General features: G+C 61.1%; 12 protein-coding genes, 1 tRNA gene and 1 pseudogene. All 14 read left to right on the forward strand.

The window, feature by feature from the left end; translation table 11 throughout:
- Positions 1 to 100, forward strand: a pseudogene (locus RCF34_RS22695) (elongation factor Tu); the annotation flags it as partial.
- 54 nt (positions 101 to 154) lie between these two features.
- Positions 155 to 230: transfer RNA gene (locus RCF34_RS22700), tRNA-Trp, on the forward strand.
- Positions 231 to 265: 35 nt separating this feature from the next.
- Positions 266 to 634: a preprotein translocase subunit SecE gene (secE, locus tag RCF34_RS22705; RefSeq protein WP_308710160.1), complete on the forward strand. Its 369-nt coding sequence runs from the start codon at positions 266 to 268 to the stop codon at positions 632 to 634.
- Positions 635 to 645: 11 nt separating this feature from the next.
- Positions 646 to 1,179, forward strand: a complete 534-nt coding sequence (nusG, locus tag RCF34_RS22710) for a transcription termination/antitermination protein NusG (protein WP_026083932.1) — start codon at positions 646 to 648, stop codon at positions 1,177 to 1,179.
- Positions 1,180 to 1,291: 112 nt separating this feature from the next.
- A complete protein-coding gene (rplK, locus tag RCF34_RS22715; protein WP_133860554.1) occupies positions 1,292 to 1,723 on the forward strand; it encodes a 50S ribosomal protein L11 in 432 nt (143 codons plus the stop codon).
- The gene (gene rplA / locus RCF34_RS22720; protein ID WP_133860555.1) at positions 1,723 to 2,418 is read left to right on the forward strand and encodes a 50S ribosomal protein L1; all 696 of its coding nucleotides are present in this window, start codon (positions 1,723 to 1,725) and stop codon (positions 2,416 to 2,418) included. Before rplK ends, rplA begins: the two co-directional genes overlap by 1 nt.
- 208 nt (positions 2,419 to 2,626) lie before the next feature.
- Positions 2,627 to 3,127, forward strand: a complete 501-nt coding sequence (gene rplJ, locus RCF34_RS22725; protein ID WP_017641868.1) for a 50S ribosomal protein L10 — start codon at positions 2,627 to 2,629, stop codon at positions 3,125 to 3,127.
- A gap of 79 nt (positions 3,128 to 3,206) precedes the next feature.
- Positions 3,207 to 3,575, forward strand: coding sequence for a 50S ribosomal protein L7/L12 (rplL, locus tag RCF34_RS22730; protein WP_308710161.1), 369 nt, complete (start codon positions 3,207 to 3,209; stop codon positions 3,573 to 3,575).
- A gap of 224 nt (positions 3,576 to 3,799) precedes the next feature.
- Entirely contained in the window at positions 3,800 to 7,873 is a 4,074-nt protein-coding gene (gene rpoB, locus RCF34_RS22735; protein ID WP_308710162.1) for a DNA-directed RNA polymerase subunit beta, read from the forward strand.
- 62 nt (positions 7,874 to 7,935) lie between these two features.
- The gene (gene rpoC / locus RCF34_RS22740) at positions 7,936 to 12,135 is read left to right on the forward strand and encodes a DNA-directed RNA polymerase subunit beta' (protein ID WP_017641871.1); all 4,200 of its coding nucleotides are present in this window, start codon (positions 7,936 to 7,938) and stop codon (positions 12,133 to 12,135) included.
- A gap of 165 nt (positions 12,136 to 12,300) precedes the next feature.
- The gene (rpsL, locus tag RCF34_RS22745) at positions 12,301 to 12,672 is read left to right on the forward strand and encodes a 30S ribosomal protein S12 (RefSeq protein ID WP_007163089.1); all 372 of its coding nucleotides are present in this window, start codon (positions 12,301 to 12,303) and stop codon (positions 12,670 to 12,672) included.
- 86 nt (positions 12,673 to 12,758) lie between these two features.
- The gene (rpsG, locus tag RCF34_RS22750) at positions 12,759 to 13,232 is read left to right on the forward strand and encodes a 30S ribosomal protein S7 (protein ID WP_007163088.1); all 474 of its coding nucleotides are present in this window, start codon (positions 12,759 to 12,761) and stop codon (positions 13,230 to 13,232) included.
- A gap of 30 nt (positions 13,233 to 13,262) precedes the next feature.
- The gene (fusA, locus tag RCF34_RS22755; RefSeq protein ID WP_308710163.1) at positions 13,263 to 15,365 is read left to right on the forward strand and encodes an elongation factor G; all 2,103 of its coding nucleotides are present in this window, start codon (positions 13,263 to 13,265) and stop codon (positions 15,363 to 15,365) included.
- A 28-nt stretch (positions 15,366 to 15,393) separates the two neighbouring features.
- The coding region (locus RCF34_RS22760) for a GTP-binding protein (RefSeq protein WP_308708964.1) at positions 15,394 to 15,534 on the forward strand (141 nt) is incomplete at its 3' end.

Consider the following 15,534-nt stretch of genomic DNA (forward strand, 5'->3'; position numbering starts at 1 on the left):
CCTGATCGCTCCGATCGCGATGGAAGACGGTCTGCGTTTCGCCATCCGTGAAGGCGGTCGTACCGTCGGCGCCGGCGTGGTTGCCAAGATCATCGAGTAATCGATTGATCTTGGCCTGTCAGGTCGGCATAATGGTCGGCCTGATTCAAGTTACAGGCCAGTAGCTCAATTGGCAGAGCGGCGGTCTCCAAAACCGCAGGTTGGGGGTTCGATTCCCTCCTGGCCTGCCAGATTCCCATCTGGCACTCCTTACAGGATTCATGCAATGAGCATCAAGGCGGAAGCCAAAGAGTCGCGCTTCGATGCGCTGAAGTGGCTGGTGGTTGTCGTTCTAGTGGCGATCGGTGTTGTTGCCAATCACTACTTCGCTGCTCAGTCCATCCTGTATCGAGTGGTAGGTCTGTTGGTGCTGGCAGCTGTCGCTGCCTTTGTTGCCCTGCAGACCACCAAGGGGCAAGCCTTCTTCGGCTTGCTGAAAGACGCCCGTACCGAGATTCGCAAGGTTGTCTGGCCTACCCGGCAAGAGACCACTCAGACCACGCTGATCGTGGTTGCCGTGGTGCTCGTGATGGCTTTGTTGTTGTGGGGGCTCGACTCCCTGCTCGGTTGGCTGGTTTCCACGATTGTTGGTTGAAAGGGTTCGCCGTGGCTAAGCGTTGGTACGTCGTGCATGCCTACTCGGGTTACGAGAAGCATGTCATGCGTTCGTTGATCGAGCGCGTCAAGCTGCACGAAATGGAAGACGAGTTCGGCGACATTCTCGTGCCCACCGAAGAAGTGGTGGAAATGCGCAATGGCCAGAAGCGCAAGAGCGAGCGTAAGTTTTTCCCGGGATATGTCCTGGTGCAGATGGAGATGAACGAAGGGACTTGGCACCTGGTCAAGGATACCCCTCGCGTCATGGGCTTCATCGGTGGTACCGCCGACAAGCCGGCACCCATCACTGATCGTGAGGCGGACGCGATTCTGCGTCGTGTCTCCGACAGCAGCGATAAGCCGAAGCCGAAGACCCTGTTCGAAGCAGGCGAGACGGTTCGGGTGGTGGACGGTCCGTTTGCCGACTTCAACGGCGTTGTCGAAGAAGTCAACTACGAAAAGAGCCGCATCCACGTGGCGGTACTGATCTTTGGTCGGTCGACCCCTGTGGAGCTCGAGTTCAGCCAGGTCGAAAAGGTCTAGGTTGTTCGCATCCCTTACCCCGTAGCCCAGGCTGCGGGGTTTTGTCGTCACTGGGATATAGCAAGTAATTGGGGAGCCCTGCGGGGCGTCGAACCCATCATTGGAGTAGCACATGGCTAAGAAAATTCAGGCTTACATCAAGCTGCAGGTTAAGGCCGCTCAAGCCAACCCGAGCCCGCCAGTCGGTCCGGCGCTGGGTCAGCACGGCGTCAACATCATGGAATTCTGCAAGGCGTTCAACGCCCGCACCCAGGGCATGGAGCCTGGTCTGCCCACTCCGGTGATCATCACCGTGTACAGCGACCGTAGCTTCACCTTCGAAATCAAGAGCACCCCGGCCTCCGTGCTGCTCAAGAAGGCTGCTGGCATCAAGAGCGGTTCCGCTCGTCCCAACAGCCAGAAGGTCGGTACCGTCACCCGCGCCCAGCTGGAAGAGATCGCCAAAGCCAAGAATGCCGATCTCACCGCCGCCGATATGGACGCCGCCGTGCGTACTATCGCCGGTTCCGCTCGTAGCATGGGTCTGAATGTGGAGGGCGTGTAATGGCCAAGCTCACTAAGCGTCAAAAGGCTTTCGCCGAAAAAATCCAGGCTGGCAAGCAGTACGGCTTCGAAGAAGCTGCAGCCCTGCTGGCCGAGCTGTCCACCATCAAGTTCAAGGAGTCCATCGACGTCTCCGTGAATCTGGGTGTGGATCCGCGTAAATCCGACCAGGTCGTTCGTGGCGCCACGGTGCTGCCCAATGGCACTGGCAAGTCGGTTCGCGTTGCCGTGTTCACCCAGGGTGCCAATGCCGAAGCGGCGCTGGCTGCCGGTGCCGAACGAGTCGGCATGGATGACCTGGCTGCCGAGATGAAGGGCGGCGACCTGAACTACGACGTGGTCATTGCCTCGCCGGACGCCATGCGCGTTGTCGGTCAGCTGGGTCAACTGCTCGGCCCGCGCGGTCTGATGCCCAACCCCAAGGTTGGCACCGTGACCCCGGACGTCGCTACCGCCGTCAAGAATGCCAAGGCTGGTCAGGTGCGTTTCCGTACCGACAAGAACGGCATCATCCATGCCTCCGTTGGCAAGATCGATTTCGAGCCTGTGAAGCTGAAGCAGAACGTTGAAGCTCTGCTGGCCGACCTGAAGCGCCTGAAGCCCTCGACCTCCAAGGGCATCTACGTCAAGCGCATCACCCTGAGCTCCACCATGGGCCCGGGTCTGCAGATCGACCAGGCTTCCCTGGAAGCCTAAGCAAGCTACAAGTCGCCGTGCTTCCGGGCGCGGCGCCAAGATTGGGGTCCCTGCCTGGCGGGGGCTGTCCAAGACCGTAGGGGACGCAGGTCTTAAACCGGGGAAACCCTAGCCTACGCAGATGGTGCTCCCGATTCGGTTACCGAGTCAGACACCAAAACGCCGCCCAGTCCATCGGGCGAAACGGTAACATCCAGGAGTTAAACCCGTGGCAATCAAACTCGAAGACAAGAAGGCTATCGTCGCTGAAGTCAACGAGGCTGCCCAAGGTGCCCTGTCCGCTGTCGTGGCCGATGCCCGTGGCGTGACTGTGGGTGCCATGACCGGACTCCGTAAAGAGGCCCGCGCGGCTGGTGTCTATGTACGTGTCGTACGTAACACCCTGCTGCGTCGTGCCGTTGAAGGCACGTCTTTCGACGTTCTCAACGACACCTTCAAGGGCCCGACCCTGATCGCGTTCTCCCAGGAGCATCCGGGCGCTGCCGCCCGTATCTTCAAGGATTTCGCCAAGGGTCAGGACAAGTTCGAGATCAAGGCCGCCGCGTTCGAAGGCAAGCTCATCCCGGCTAACCAGATCGACGTACTGGCAACCCTGCCGACCTACGACGAAGCTGTGTCCCAGCTGATGAGTGTCATCCAGGGCGCTACCAGCAAGCTGGCTCGTACCCTCGCCGCCATTCGCGACCAAAAGGAAGCTGCCGCCGCCTAATAGAGCGTGCTGCGTTTCCTCCAAGTCTTTCTTATTATTTGCGGCCTGAAGCCGCACCCAGTTATAGGAATCTAGAGTCATGGCTCTGACCAACGAAGACATCATCAACGCCGTATCCGAAATGTCCGTCATGCAAGTGGTGGAACTGATCAAGGCGATGGAAGAGAAGTTCGGCGTGACCGCCGCTGCCGCCGCTGCCGCTGGCCCGGCTGCTGCCGCTGCCGTCGTCGAAGAGCAGACCGAATTCACCATCATGTTGACCGAAGCCGGCGACAAGAAAGTGAACGTCATCAAGGTCGTTCGTGAACTGACCGGTCTGGGCCTGAAAGAAGCCAAGGCTGTCGTTGACGGCGCCCCGGGCGTGGTCAAGGAAGGCGTTTCCAAAGAGGAAGCCGAAGCTGCCAAGAAGTCTCTGGAAGAAGCAGGCGCCAAGGTCGAGCTCAAGTAAGTTCGGTTCTTGCGTCTACAGCCGCAACGTCTCACGTTCGGCTGATGGCTGGTGGCGAACGCCACCGGCCTTTTGCCGTTTTGTGCAGGGCGAGCATATCCGCCTGGCAAAACGTGCTGTATCCACCTCGCTTTCGGGGTGCGGCAAACCAAGGGTTTGCACGATTTTCCGGCTGCTCCCGTCGGAGAGGCCAAACAAGCTGGTGACCAAGCTGGGGAACGCTGATGGCTTACTCATACACTGAGAAAAAACGTATCCGCAAGGACTTTAGCAAGTTGCCGCACGTCATGGACGTGCCCTATTTGCTGGCTATCCAACTGGATTCGTACCGCGAATTCCTGCAGGCGGGCGCAGGCAAAGACCAGTTCCGCGATATCGGCCTGCATGCGGCCTTCAAGTCCGTTTTCCCGATTATCAGCTATTCCGGCAATGCGGCCCTGGAATATGTTGGCTATCGCCTGGGCGAGCCGGCTTTCGATGTGAAGGAGTGCGTCCTGCGCGGCGTGACCTTCGCCGTCCCGCTGCGGGTCAAGGTTCGCCTGATCATTTTTGACCGCGAGTCGTCGAACAAGGCGATCAAGGACATCAAGGAGCAGGAAGTCTACATGGGGGAAATCCCCCTGATGACCGAGAACGGTACCTTCATCATCAACGGTACCGAGCGTGTCATCGTGTCCCAGCTGCACCGCAGCCCGGGCGTGTTCTTCGATCACGACCGCGGCAAGACCCACAGCTCGGGCAAGCTGCTGTACTCGGCACGCATCATTCCCTACCGCGGCTCCTGGCTCGACTTCGAATTCGATCCCAAGGACGCCGTGTTCGTCCGTATCGACCGTCGCCGCAAGCTGCCGGCCTCGGTACTGCTGCGCGCGCTCGGCTACAGCACCGAAGAGGTGCTGGATGCGTTCTATGACACCAACATCTTCCATATCAAGGGTGAGATGCTGACGTTCGAGCTGGTGCCCCAGCGCCTGCGCGGTGACATCGCCAGCTTCGACATCAAGGATGGCAGCGGCAAGGTGATCGTGGAGCAAGGCCGTCGTGTGACCGCTCGCCACATCAACCAGCTGGAAAAGTCCGGTCTGAGCGAGCTGGAAGTACCCTTCGATTACGTCATTGGCCGTACCACTGCCAAGGCCGTCGTGCACCCGTCCACTGGCGAGATCATCGCCGAGTGCAACACCGAGCTGACCCTGGACATGCTGGCCAAGATGGCCAAGGCCAATGTCGTGCGGTTCGAGACGCTGTACACCAACGACATCGACTGTGGTCCCTTCATCTCCGATACCCTGAAGATCGACTCCACCGGCAATCAGCTGGAAGCCCTGGTCGAGATCTACCGGATGATGCGTCCTGGCGAGCCGCCGACCAAGGAAGCTGCCGAGACACTGTTCAACAACCTGTTCTTCAGCGCCGAGCGTTACGACCTGTCCGCCGTCGGCCGCATGAAGTTCAACCGCCGTATCGGCCGCGACGCCATCGAAGGCTCGGGCGTGCTGAGCCGCGAAGACATCGTCGACGTGCTCAAGACCCTCGTCGACATCCGTAACGGCAAGGGCATCGTCGACGACATCGACCACCTGGGTAACCGCCGTGTCCGTTGCGTCGGTGAAATGGCCGAGAACCAGTTCCGCGTGGGCCTGGTACGGGTAGAGCGTGCCGTCAAGGAACGCCTGTCCATGGCCGAAAGCGAAGGCCTGATGCCGCAGGACCTGATCAACGCCAAGCCGGTGGCCGCCGCGATCAAGGAGTTCTTCGGTTCCAGCCAGCTGTCCCAGTTCATGGACCAGAACAACCCGCTGTCGGAGATCACCCACAAGCGCCGCGTCTCCGCACTCGGCCCGGGCGGTCTGACCCGTGAGCGTGCCGGCTTCGAAGTCCGTGACGTACACCCGACGCACTACGGCCGGGTCTGCCCGATCGAAACGCCGGAAGGTCCGAACATCGGCCTGATCAACTCCCTGGCCGCCTATGCCCGCACCAACAAGTACGGCTTCCTCGAAAGCCCGTACCGCATGGTCAAGGACGGCGTGGCCACTGACGAGATCGTCTTCCTGTCGGCCATCGAAGAAGCCAACCATGTGATCGCCCAGGCCTCCGCAGGGCTGGACGAGAACAACCGGCTGATCGACGAGCTGGTGGCCGTGCGTCACCTGAACGAATTCACCGTCAAGGCGCCCGAAGACGTCACCCTGATGGACGTTTCGCCCAAGCAGGTCGTCTCCGTCGCCGCCTCGCTGATTCCGTTCCTCGAGCACGACGACGCCAACCGCGCGCTGATGGGTTCCAACATGCAGCGTCAGGCCGTGCCGACCTTGCGTTCGGACAAGCCGCTGGTCGGTACCGGCATGGAGCGCAACGTCGCCCGCGACTCCGGCGTCTGCGTCGTCGCCCGTCGTGGTGGCGTGATCGACTCCGTCGATGCCAGCCGTATCGTGGTGCGCGTCAACGATGACGAAGTCGAGACCGGTGAAGCCGGCGTCGACATCTACAACCTGACCAAGTACACCCGTTCCAACCAGAACACCTGCATCAACCAGCGTCCGCTGGTGAGCAAGGGTGATCAGGTGGCCAAGTTCGACATCCTGGCCGATGGCCCCTCGACCGACATGGGCGAGCTGGCACTGGGTCAGAACATGCGCGTGGCCTTCATGCCCTGGAACGGCTTCAACTTCGAAGACTCCATCTGTCTGTCGGAGCGCGTGGTCCAGGAAGATCGCTTCACCACCATCCACATCCAGGAATTGACCTGCGTGGCCCGTGACACCAAGCTCGGTCCGGAGGAAATCACCTCCGACATCCCGAACGTGGGCGAGGCTGCGCTGAACAAGCTGGACGAGGCCGGTATCGTCTATGTCGGTGCCGAAGTCGGTGCCGGTGACATCCTGGTCGGCAAGGTCACGCCCAAGGGCGAAACCCAGCTGACCCCGGAAGAGAAGCTGCTGCGCGCCATCTTCGGCGAGAAGGCCAGCGACGTGAAGGACACCTCCCTGCGCGTGCCCACCGGCACCAAGGGTACCGTCATCGACGTCCAGGTCTTCACCCGTGACGGCGTCGAGCGCGATTCCCGCGCCCTGGCCATCGAGAAGTCCCAGCTCGACGAGATCCGCAAGGATCTGAACGAAGAGTTCCGCATCGTCGAAGGCGCGACCTTCGAGCGTCTGCGTCAGGCGCTGGTCGGTCAGGTCGCCGAAGGCGGCCCGGCGGTCAAGAAGGGTGCCGTCATCACCGACGAGTACCTGAACGGCCTTGAGCGTGGTCAGTGGTTCAAGCTGCGCATGGCGGAAGATGCTCACAACGAGCAGCTGGAAAAGGCCCAGGCCTACCTGTCCGACCGCCGCCAGCTGCTGGACGACAAGTTCGAAGACAAGAAGCGCAAGCTGCAGCAGGGCGATGACCTGGCGCCGGGCGTGCTGAAGATCGTCAAGGTCTATCTCGCCATCAAGCGCCGCATCCAGCCGGGCGACAAGATGGCCGGTCGCCACGGTAACAAGGGTGTGGTCTCGGTGATCATGCCGGTCGAAGACATGCCCTACGACGCCAACGGTACGCCGGTGGACATCGTGCTGAACCCGCTGGGCGTACCATCGCGGATGAACGTCGGTCAGATCCTCGAAACTCACCTGGGCCTCGCGGCCAAGGGCCTGGGCGAGAAGATCAACGTGATGATCGAAGAGCAGCGCAAGGTCGCCGAACTGCGCAGCTTCCTGCACGAGATCTACAACGAGATCGGTGGCCGTCAGGAGAAGCTCGACGACCTGAGCGATCAGGAAGTCCTCGACCTGGCGAAGAACCTGCGTGGCGGTGTTCCCATGGCCACGCCGGTGTTCGACGGTGCCAAGGAGAGCGAGATCAAGGCTATGCTGAAGCTGGCCGATCTGCCGGAGAGCGGCCAGATGCGTCTGTACGACGGTCGCACCGGCAATGCCTTCGAGCGCACCACCACCGTCGGCTACATGTACATGCTCAAGCTGAACCACCTGGTGGACGACAAGATGCACGCCCGTTCCACTGGTTCCTACAGCCTGGTTACCCAGCAGCCGCTGGGTGGTAAGGCACAGTTCGGTGGTCAGCGTTTCGGGGAGATGGAGGTCTGGGCACTGGAGGCCTATGGCGCGGCTTACACCCTGCAGGAAATGCTGACGGTGAAGTCGGACGATGTGAACGGCCGGACCAAGATGTACAAGAACATCGTGGACGGGGATCACCGCATGGAGGCCGGCATGCCCGAGTCCTTCAACGTACTGATCAAGGAAATCCGCTCGCTCGGCATCGATATCGAACTGGAAACCGAATAACACGAGACCCTAGAGGGGGCGACCGCGCGGCGGTCGCCTCCGGTCCGTGAGGAGGAAAGGCCTTGAAAGACTTGCTCAATCTGTTGAAAAACCAGGGTCAACTCGAAGAGTTCGATGCCATCCGTATCGGCCTGGCCTCGCCCGAGATGATTCGTTCCTGGTCGTTCGGTGAAGTGAAGAAGCCGGAGACCATCAACTACCGTACCTTCAAGCCCGAGCGCGATGGTCTGTTCTGCGCCAAGATCTTTGGCCCGGTCAAGGACTACGAGTGCCTGTGCGGAAAGTACAAGCGCCTCAAGCACCGCGGCGTGATTTGCGAGAAGTGCGGCGTGGAAGTCGCCCTGGCCAAGGTGCGTCGCGAGCGCATGGGTCACATCGAGCTGGCTTCGCCGGTCGCCCACATCTGGTTCCTGAAATCGCTGCCGTCGCGTATCGGCCTGCTGCTGGACATGACCCTGCGTGACATCGAGCGCGTGCTCTATTTCGAGAGCTACGTGGTGATCGATCCGGGCATGACCACCCTCGAGAAGTACCAGCTGCTGAACGACGAGCAGTACTTCGAGGCACTGGAAGAATTCGGTGACGACTTCGACGCCCGCATGGGTGCGGAAGCCGTATTCCAGCTGCTCGGCGCCATCGATCTGGAGCACGAGATCGGTCGCCTGCGCGAAGAGATTCCGCAGACCAACTCCGAGACCAAGATCAAGAAGCTGTCCAAGCGCCTGAAGCTGATGGAAGCCTTCCAGGGCTCCGGCAACAAGCCGGAGTGGATGGTCATGACCGTGCTGCCCGTGCTGCCGCCGGACCTGCGTCCGCTGGTACCGCTGGATGGCGGCCGCTTCGCGACTTCCGACCTGAACGATCTCTATCGTCGCGTCATCAACCGGAACAACCGCCTCAAGCGGCTGCTCGACCTCGCCGCGCCCGACATCATCGTGCGCAACGAGAAGCGCATGCTGCAGGAAGCCGTTGACGCCCTGCTGGACAACGGCCGTCGCGGCCGTGCCATCACCGGTTCCAACAAGCGCCCGCTGAAGTCCCTGGCCGACATGATCAAGGGCAAGCAGGGTCGTTTCCGTCAGAACCTGCTGGGCAAGCGCGTCGACTACTCCGGTCGTTCCGTGATCACCGTGGGCCCGACCCTGCGCCTGCACCAGTGCGGTCTGCCCAAGAAGATGGCGCTGGAGCTGTTCAAGCCCTTCATCTTCGGCAAGCTGGAAGCCCGCGGCATGGCGACCACCATCAAGGCCGCCAAGAAGATGGTCGAGCGCGAACTGCCCGAGGTCTGGGACGTTCTCGCCGAAGTCATCCGCGAACACCCCGTGCTGCTCAACCGCGCCCCGACCCTGCACCGTCTGGGTATCCAGGCGTTCGAGCCGGTCCTCATCGAAGGCAAGGCCATCCAGCTGCACCCGCTGGTCTGCGCTGCGTACAACGCCGACTTCGACGGTGACCAGATGGCCGTGCACGTGCCGCTGACGCTGGAAGCCCAGCTGGAAGCGCGCGCCCTGATGATGTCGACCAACAACATCCTGTCGCCCGCCAACGGCGAGCCGATCATCGTGCCGTCGCAGGACGTGGTTCTGGGTCTCTACTACATGACCCGTGAAGCCATCAACGCCAAGGGCGAAGGCCGCGTGTTCGCCGACCTGCAGGAAGTCGATCGCGTCTTCCGTGCCGGCGAAGCGGCCCTGCATGCCAAGGTCAAGGTGCGCATCAACGAGACCATCCGTCACAAGGACGGCAGCCTGACCAAGAACACCCGCATCGTCGACACCACCGTCGGCCGCGCGTTGCTGTTCCAGGTCGTGCCTGCCGGTCTGCCGTACGACGTGGTCAACCAGTCGATGAAGAAGAAGGCCATCTCCAAGCTGATCAACCACTGCTACCGCGTGGTGGGTCTCAAGGACACCGTCATCTTCGCCGACCAGCTGATGTACACCGGTTTCGCCTATTCGACCCTGTCCGGCGTCTCCATCGGCGTGAACGACTTCGTCATTCCGGACGAGAAGGCGCGCATCATCGATGCCGCTACCGCCGAGGTGAAGGAGATCGAGAGCCAGTACGCCTCCGGCCTGGTGACCCAGGGCGAGAAGTACAACAAGGTGATCGACCTCTGGTCGAAGGCCAACGACGAAGTGTCCAAGGCGATGATGACCAACCTCTCGAAAGAGAAGGTCATCGACCGCGAGGGCAAGGAAGTCGACCAGGAGTCCTTCAACTCCATGTACATGATGGCCGATTCCGGCGCCCGGGGCTCCGCGGCCCAGATTCGTCAGCTGGCCGGCATGCGTGGCCTGATGGCCAAGCCGGACGGCTCCATCATCGAGACGCCCATCACCGCCAACTTCCGTGAAGGCCTGAACGTACTCCAGTACTTCATCTCTACCCACGGTGCCCGTAAGGGTCTGGCGGATACCGCACTGAAGACCGCGAACTCCGGTTACCTGACCCGTCGTCTCGTCGACGTGGCCCAGGATCTGGTGGTGACCGAGGTCGATTGCGGTACCGAGCGCGGCCTGATCATGACCCCGCACATCGAAGGCGGCGACGTGGTCGAGCCCCTGGGCGAGCGCGTGCTGGGTCGAGTCATCGCCCGTGACGTGCCCAAGCCGGGTACCGAAGAGATCATCGTGCCGGCCGGCACCCTGGTCGACGAGCGCTGGGTCGAGTTCCTCGAGCTCAACAGCGTCGACGAAGTCGTGGTGCGTTCGCCGATCACCTGCGAAACCCGTCATGGCATCTGCGCCAAGTGCTACGGTCGCGATCTGGCTCGCGGTCACCAGGTCAACATCGGTGAAGCGGTCGGCGTCATCGCCGCCCAGTCCATCGGTGAGCCGGGTACCCAGCTGACCATGCGTACCTTCCACATCGGTGGTGCGGCCAGCCGGACCTCCGCGGCCGACAGCGTCCAGGTCAAGAACGGCGGTGCCATCCGTCTGCACAACCTGAAGCACGTCGAACGTGCCGATGGCGCCTTGGTTGCCGTGTCCCGTTCCGGTGAGCTGGCCATCGCCGATGACTTCGGTCGTGAGCGCGAGCGCTACAAGCTGCCCTACGGTGCGGTGATTTCGGTCAAGGAAGGCGACAAGGTCGACGCTGGCGCTATCGTCGCCAAGTGGGACCCGCACACCCACCCCATCGTCACCGAGATGGATGGTACTGTGGCCTTCGTCGGCATGGAGGAGGGCATCACCATCAAGCGCCAGACCGACGAACTGACCGGTCTGACCAACATCGAGGTGCTCGACGCCAAGGATCGCCCGACTTCCGGCAAGGACATCCGTCCGGCCGTCAAGCTGATCGACGCCAACGGCAAGGACCTTCTGCTGCCGGGTACCGACGTACCGGCCCAGTACTTCCTACCGCCGAACGCGCTGGTCAACCTGAGCGACGGTGCCAAGGTGCATGTGGGTGACGTTATCGCCCGTATCCCCCAGGAAACCTCCAAGACCCGCGACATCACCGGTGGTCTGCCCCGCGTGGCCGACCTCTTCGAAGCGCGTCGTCCCAAGGAGCCGGCCATCCTGGCGGAGATCAGCGGTACCATCTCCTTCGGCAAGGAAACCAAGGGCAAGCGTCGTCTGGTCATCACCCCGACCGATGGCACCGACCCCTACGAGGAGCTGATTCCGAAGTGGCGTCACCTGAACGTCTTCGAAGGCGAACAGGTAAGCCGCGGCGAAGTCATCTCCGACGGTCCGAGCAACCCGCACGATATCCTGCGTCTGCTGGGTGTCAGCGCACTGGCCAAGTACATCGTCAACGAGATCCAGGACGTGTACCGCCTGCAGGGCGTGAAGATCAACGACAAGCACATCGAGACCATCCTGCGGCAGATGCTGCGCAAGGTCGAAGTGAGCGACACCGGCGACTCGAGCTTCATCAAGGGCGATCAGGTCGAACTGACCCACGTCCTGGAAGAGAACGAGCAGCTGGTCGGCAATGATCGTTTCGTCGCCAAGTACGAGCGCGTCCTGCTGGGTATCACCAAGGCTTCGCTGTCCACCGAGTCCTTCATCTCGGCCGCTTCCTTCCAGGAGACCACCCGTGTCCTGACCGAAGCCGCCGTGACCGGCAAGCGCGACTTCCTGCGCGGCCTGAAGGAGAATGTGGTGGTGGGCCGCCTGATCCCGGCCGGTACCGGCCTGGCCTACCACAGTGAGCGCAAGCGTCAACGCGAACTCGGCAAGCCGCAGCGCGTGAGCGCCAGCGAGGCCGAAGCCGCCCTGACCGAAGCACTGAACTCCAGCGCCAGCTGAGTTCGGTAGCAGGTCTCGCTTGACAAAGCCCCCGGCGCCCCAGGCGTCCGGGGGCTTTGTCTTGACTGGAGCGTCCAAGCTCTTTAGACTTTCGTTCCCCGAAAATGGGCAGGACTGACGTTCTGCTATTTCGTTTATGTCGCAAGACAATCAGTGGAGCTATAGATGGCAACTATCAACCAGCTGGTGCGTAGTGCACGCAAGCGTATCGTCGAGAAATCCGACGTACCTGCGCTGCAAAACTGCCCGCAACGTCGTGGCGTGTGCACCCGCGTGTACACCACCACTCCCAAGAAGCCCAACTCCGCACTGCGGAAAGTCTGCCGTGTACGTCTGACCAACGGCTTCGAAGTCACCTCCTACATCGGTGGTGAAGGTCACAACCTGCAGGAACACAGCGTCGTGCTGATCCGCGGTGGCCGGGTCAAGGATCTGCCGGGTGTACGTTATCACACCGTGCGCGGCTCGCTGGACACCACCGGTGTGAAGGACCGCAAGCAGGGCCGTTCCAAGTACGGCACCAAGCGTCCGAAGTAATCACCTTTCTTTTTGTTCGAGTCGATAAGAGTAAGGTCGGGCAACGAGTCCCGAGCTAACCTGAAGACCGTTTTGAGGGCTTATCAATGCCAAGACGTCGTGTAGCGGCCAAGCGCGAAATACTTGACGATCCGAAATACGGAAGCCAGATCCTGGCCAAGTTCATGAACCACGTGATGGAGAGCGGCAAGAAAGCCGTTGCCGAGCGTATCGTTTATGGTGCTCTGGACAAGGTCAAAGAGCGTTCCAAGAATGCCGAACCCCTGGAAGTTTTCGAAAAAGCGCTCGACGCCATCGCTCCGCTGGTCGAAGTGAAGTCCCGCCGTGTCGGCGGTGCTACCTACCAGGTGCCGGTTGAGGTTCGTCCTTCCCGTCGTAATGCCCTGGCCATGCGCTGGCTGGTGGACTCCGCGCGCAAGCGTGGCGAGAAGTCCATGGCTCTGCGCCTGGCGGGTGAACTCATGGACGCTTTTGAAGGCAAGGGTGCCGCAGTCAAGAAGCGCGAAGACGTGCATCGCATGGCAGAAGCCAACAAGGCCTTCTCGCACTACCGCTTCTAAGCCTAGCGCTTCCAATCAAGCGAGGACCTTATGGCTCGTACAACCGCTATTAACCGCTATCGGAACATCGGTATCTGCGCCCACGTGGACGCAGGTAAGACGACTACTACCGAGCGGATTCTGTTCTATACCGGCGTGAACCACAAAATGGGTGAGGTTCACGACGGCGCTGCGACCATGGACTGGATGGTGCAGGAGCAGGAGCGTGGTATCACCATCACCTCCGCTGCCACCACCGCGTTCTGGTCCGGTTCGACCAAGCAGTACGACAAGTACCGCGTAAACATCATCGATACCCCCGGCCACGTGGACTTCACCATTGAGGTGGAGCGCTCCCTGCGCGTGCTGGACGGTGCGGTCGTGGTGTTCTGCGGTACCTCCGGTGTCGAGCCCCAGTCCGAAACCGTATGGCGTCAGGCCAACAAGTACGGCGTCCCGCGCATCGTCTACGTCAACAAGATGGACCGTGCCGGTGCCAACTTCCTGCGCGTCGTCGAGCAGATCAAGAAGCGCCTGGGCCACACTCCGGTCCCGGTTCAGCTGGCCATTGGCGCGGAAGAGAACTTCCTGGGCCAGATCGACCTGCTGAAGATGAAGGCCATCTTCTGGAACGAGGACGACCAGGGCATGACCTACCGCGAGGAAGACATTCCTGCGGACATGCTGGCCGATGCCGAGCAGTGGCGCTCCAACATGGTCGAGGCTGCGGCCGAAGCCAACGAAGAGCTGATGAACAAGTACTTGGAAGGCGGCGAGCTGTCGATCGACGAGATCAAGGCCGGCCTGCGTCAGCGTACCATCGCCTGCGAAATCGTCCCGGCCGTCTGCGGTTCGTCCTTCAAGAACAAGGGCGTGCCCCTGGTTCTGGACGCCGTGATCGACTTCCTGCCGGCGCCGGTCGAGATTCCCGCGATCAAGGGTACCAACCCGGACAACGAGGAAATCACCGACGAGCGTCACGCGGACGACAACGAGCCCTTCTCGGCGCTGGCGTTCAAGATCGCTACCGACCCCTTCGTGGGTACCTTGACCTTCGCCCGCGTCTACTCGGGTGTACTGAGCTCCGGTGACTCCGTCATCAACTCGGTGAAGGGCAAGAAGGAGCGCGTCGGCCGTATGGTGCAGATGCACGCCAACACCCGTGAAGAGATCAAGGAAGTTCGTGCTGGCGACATCGCCGCCCTTATCGGCATGAAGGACGTCACCACCGGTGACACCCTGTGCTCGATCGAGAAGCCGATCATCCTCGAGCGCATGGACTTCCCGGAGCCGGTGATCTCGGTCGCCGTCGAGCCGAAGACCAAGGCTGACCAGGAAAAGATGGGTATCGCACTGGGCAAGCTGGCCCAGGAAGATCCCTCGTTCCGCGTCAAGACCGACGAAGAGTCCGGTCAGACCATCATCTCGGGCATGGGCGAGCTGCACCTGGACATCCTGGTGGACCGCATGAAGCGCGAATTCGGCGTGGAAGCGAACATCGGTAAGCCTCAGGTCGCCTACCGCGAAACCATCCGCAACACCTGCGAGATCGAAGGCAAGTTCGTTCGCCAGTCGGGTGGCCGTGGCCAGTTCGGTCACTGCTGGATTCGCTTCGCGCCGGCCGACGAAGGTCAGGAAGGTCTGGAGTTCGTCAGCGAAGTCGTGGGTGGTGTGATTCCGAAGGAATACATCCCGGCGATCCAGAAGGGCATCGAAGAGCAGATGAAGAACGGCATCGTCGCCGGCTATCCGCTGCTCGGCCTGAAGGCTGCGGTCTTCGACGGTTCCTACCACGACGTCGACTCCAACGAGATGGCGTTCAAGATCGCTGCCTCCATGGCGACCAAGCAGCTCACCCAGAAGGGTGGTGCCGTGCTGCTCGAGCCGATCATGAAGGTCGAGGTCGTGACCCCGGAAGACTACATGGGCGACGTCATGGGCGACCTGAACCGTCGTCGTGGCCTGATCCAGGGTATGGAAGACACCGTGACCGGCAAGGTCATCCGTGCCGAGGTTCCGCTGGGCGAGATGTTTGGCTACGCTACGGATGTCCGCTCCATGTCTCAGGGTCGCGCAAGCTACTCCATGGAGTTCTCCAAGTACGCCGAAGCTCCGTCGAACATCGCCGAAGCCATCATCAAGAAACAAGCTTAATCAGCGCTTTGACTAGAGGTTTTATCTCGTGGCTAAAGAAAAATTCGAACGTAACAAACCGCACCTGAACGTGGGCACCATCGGTCACGTCGACCATGGCAAGACCACGCTGACCGCAGCGCTGACCAAGGTCTGTGCCGACACCTGGGGCGGTTCCGCTCGTGGTTTC

It is taken from the genome of Pseudomonas sp. 102515, from assembly GCF_031085165.1.
Classification (GTDB): Bacteria; Pseudomonadota; Gammaproteobacteria; order Pseudomonadales; family Pseudomonadaceae; genus Chryseomonas.

Excerpts from the sequence above, each read along its gene's own strand:
- rpsL (WP_007163089.1), top strand. The coding sequence starts at position 12,301 with ATGGCAACTATCAACCAGCTGGTGCGTAGTGCACGCAAGCGTATCGTC.
- rplL (WP_308710161.1), top strand. The coding sequence starts at position 3,207 with ATGGCTCTGACCAACGAAGACATCATCAACGCCGTATCCGAAATGTCC.
- rpsG (WP_007163088.1), top strand. The coding sequence starts at position 12,759 with ATGCCAAGACGTCGTGTAGCGGCCAAGCGCGAAATACTTGACGATCCG.
- secE (WP_308710160.1), top strand. The coding sequence starts at position 266 with ATGAGCATCAAGGCGGAAGCCAAAGAGTCGCGCTTCGATGCGCTGAAG.
- rpoB (WP_308710162.1), top strand. The coding sequence starts at position 3,800 with ATGGCTTACTCATACACTGAGAAAAAACGTATCCGCAAGGACTTTAGC.
- fusA (WP_308710163.1), top strand. The coding sequence starts at position 13,263 with ATGGCTCGTACAACCGCTATTAACCGCTATCGGAACATCGGTATCTGC.
- rplK (WP_133860554.1), top strand. The coding sequence starts at position 1,292 with ATGGCTAAGAAAATTCAGGCTTACATCAAGCTGCAGGTTAAGGCCGCT.
- rplA (WP_133860555.1), top strand. The coding sequence starts at position 1,723 with ATGGCCAAGCTCACTAAGCGTCAAAAGGCTTTCGCCGAAAAAATCCAG.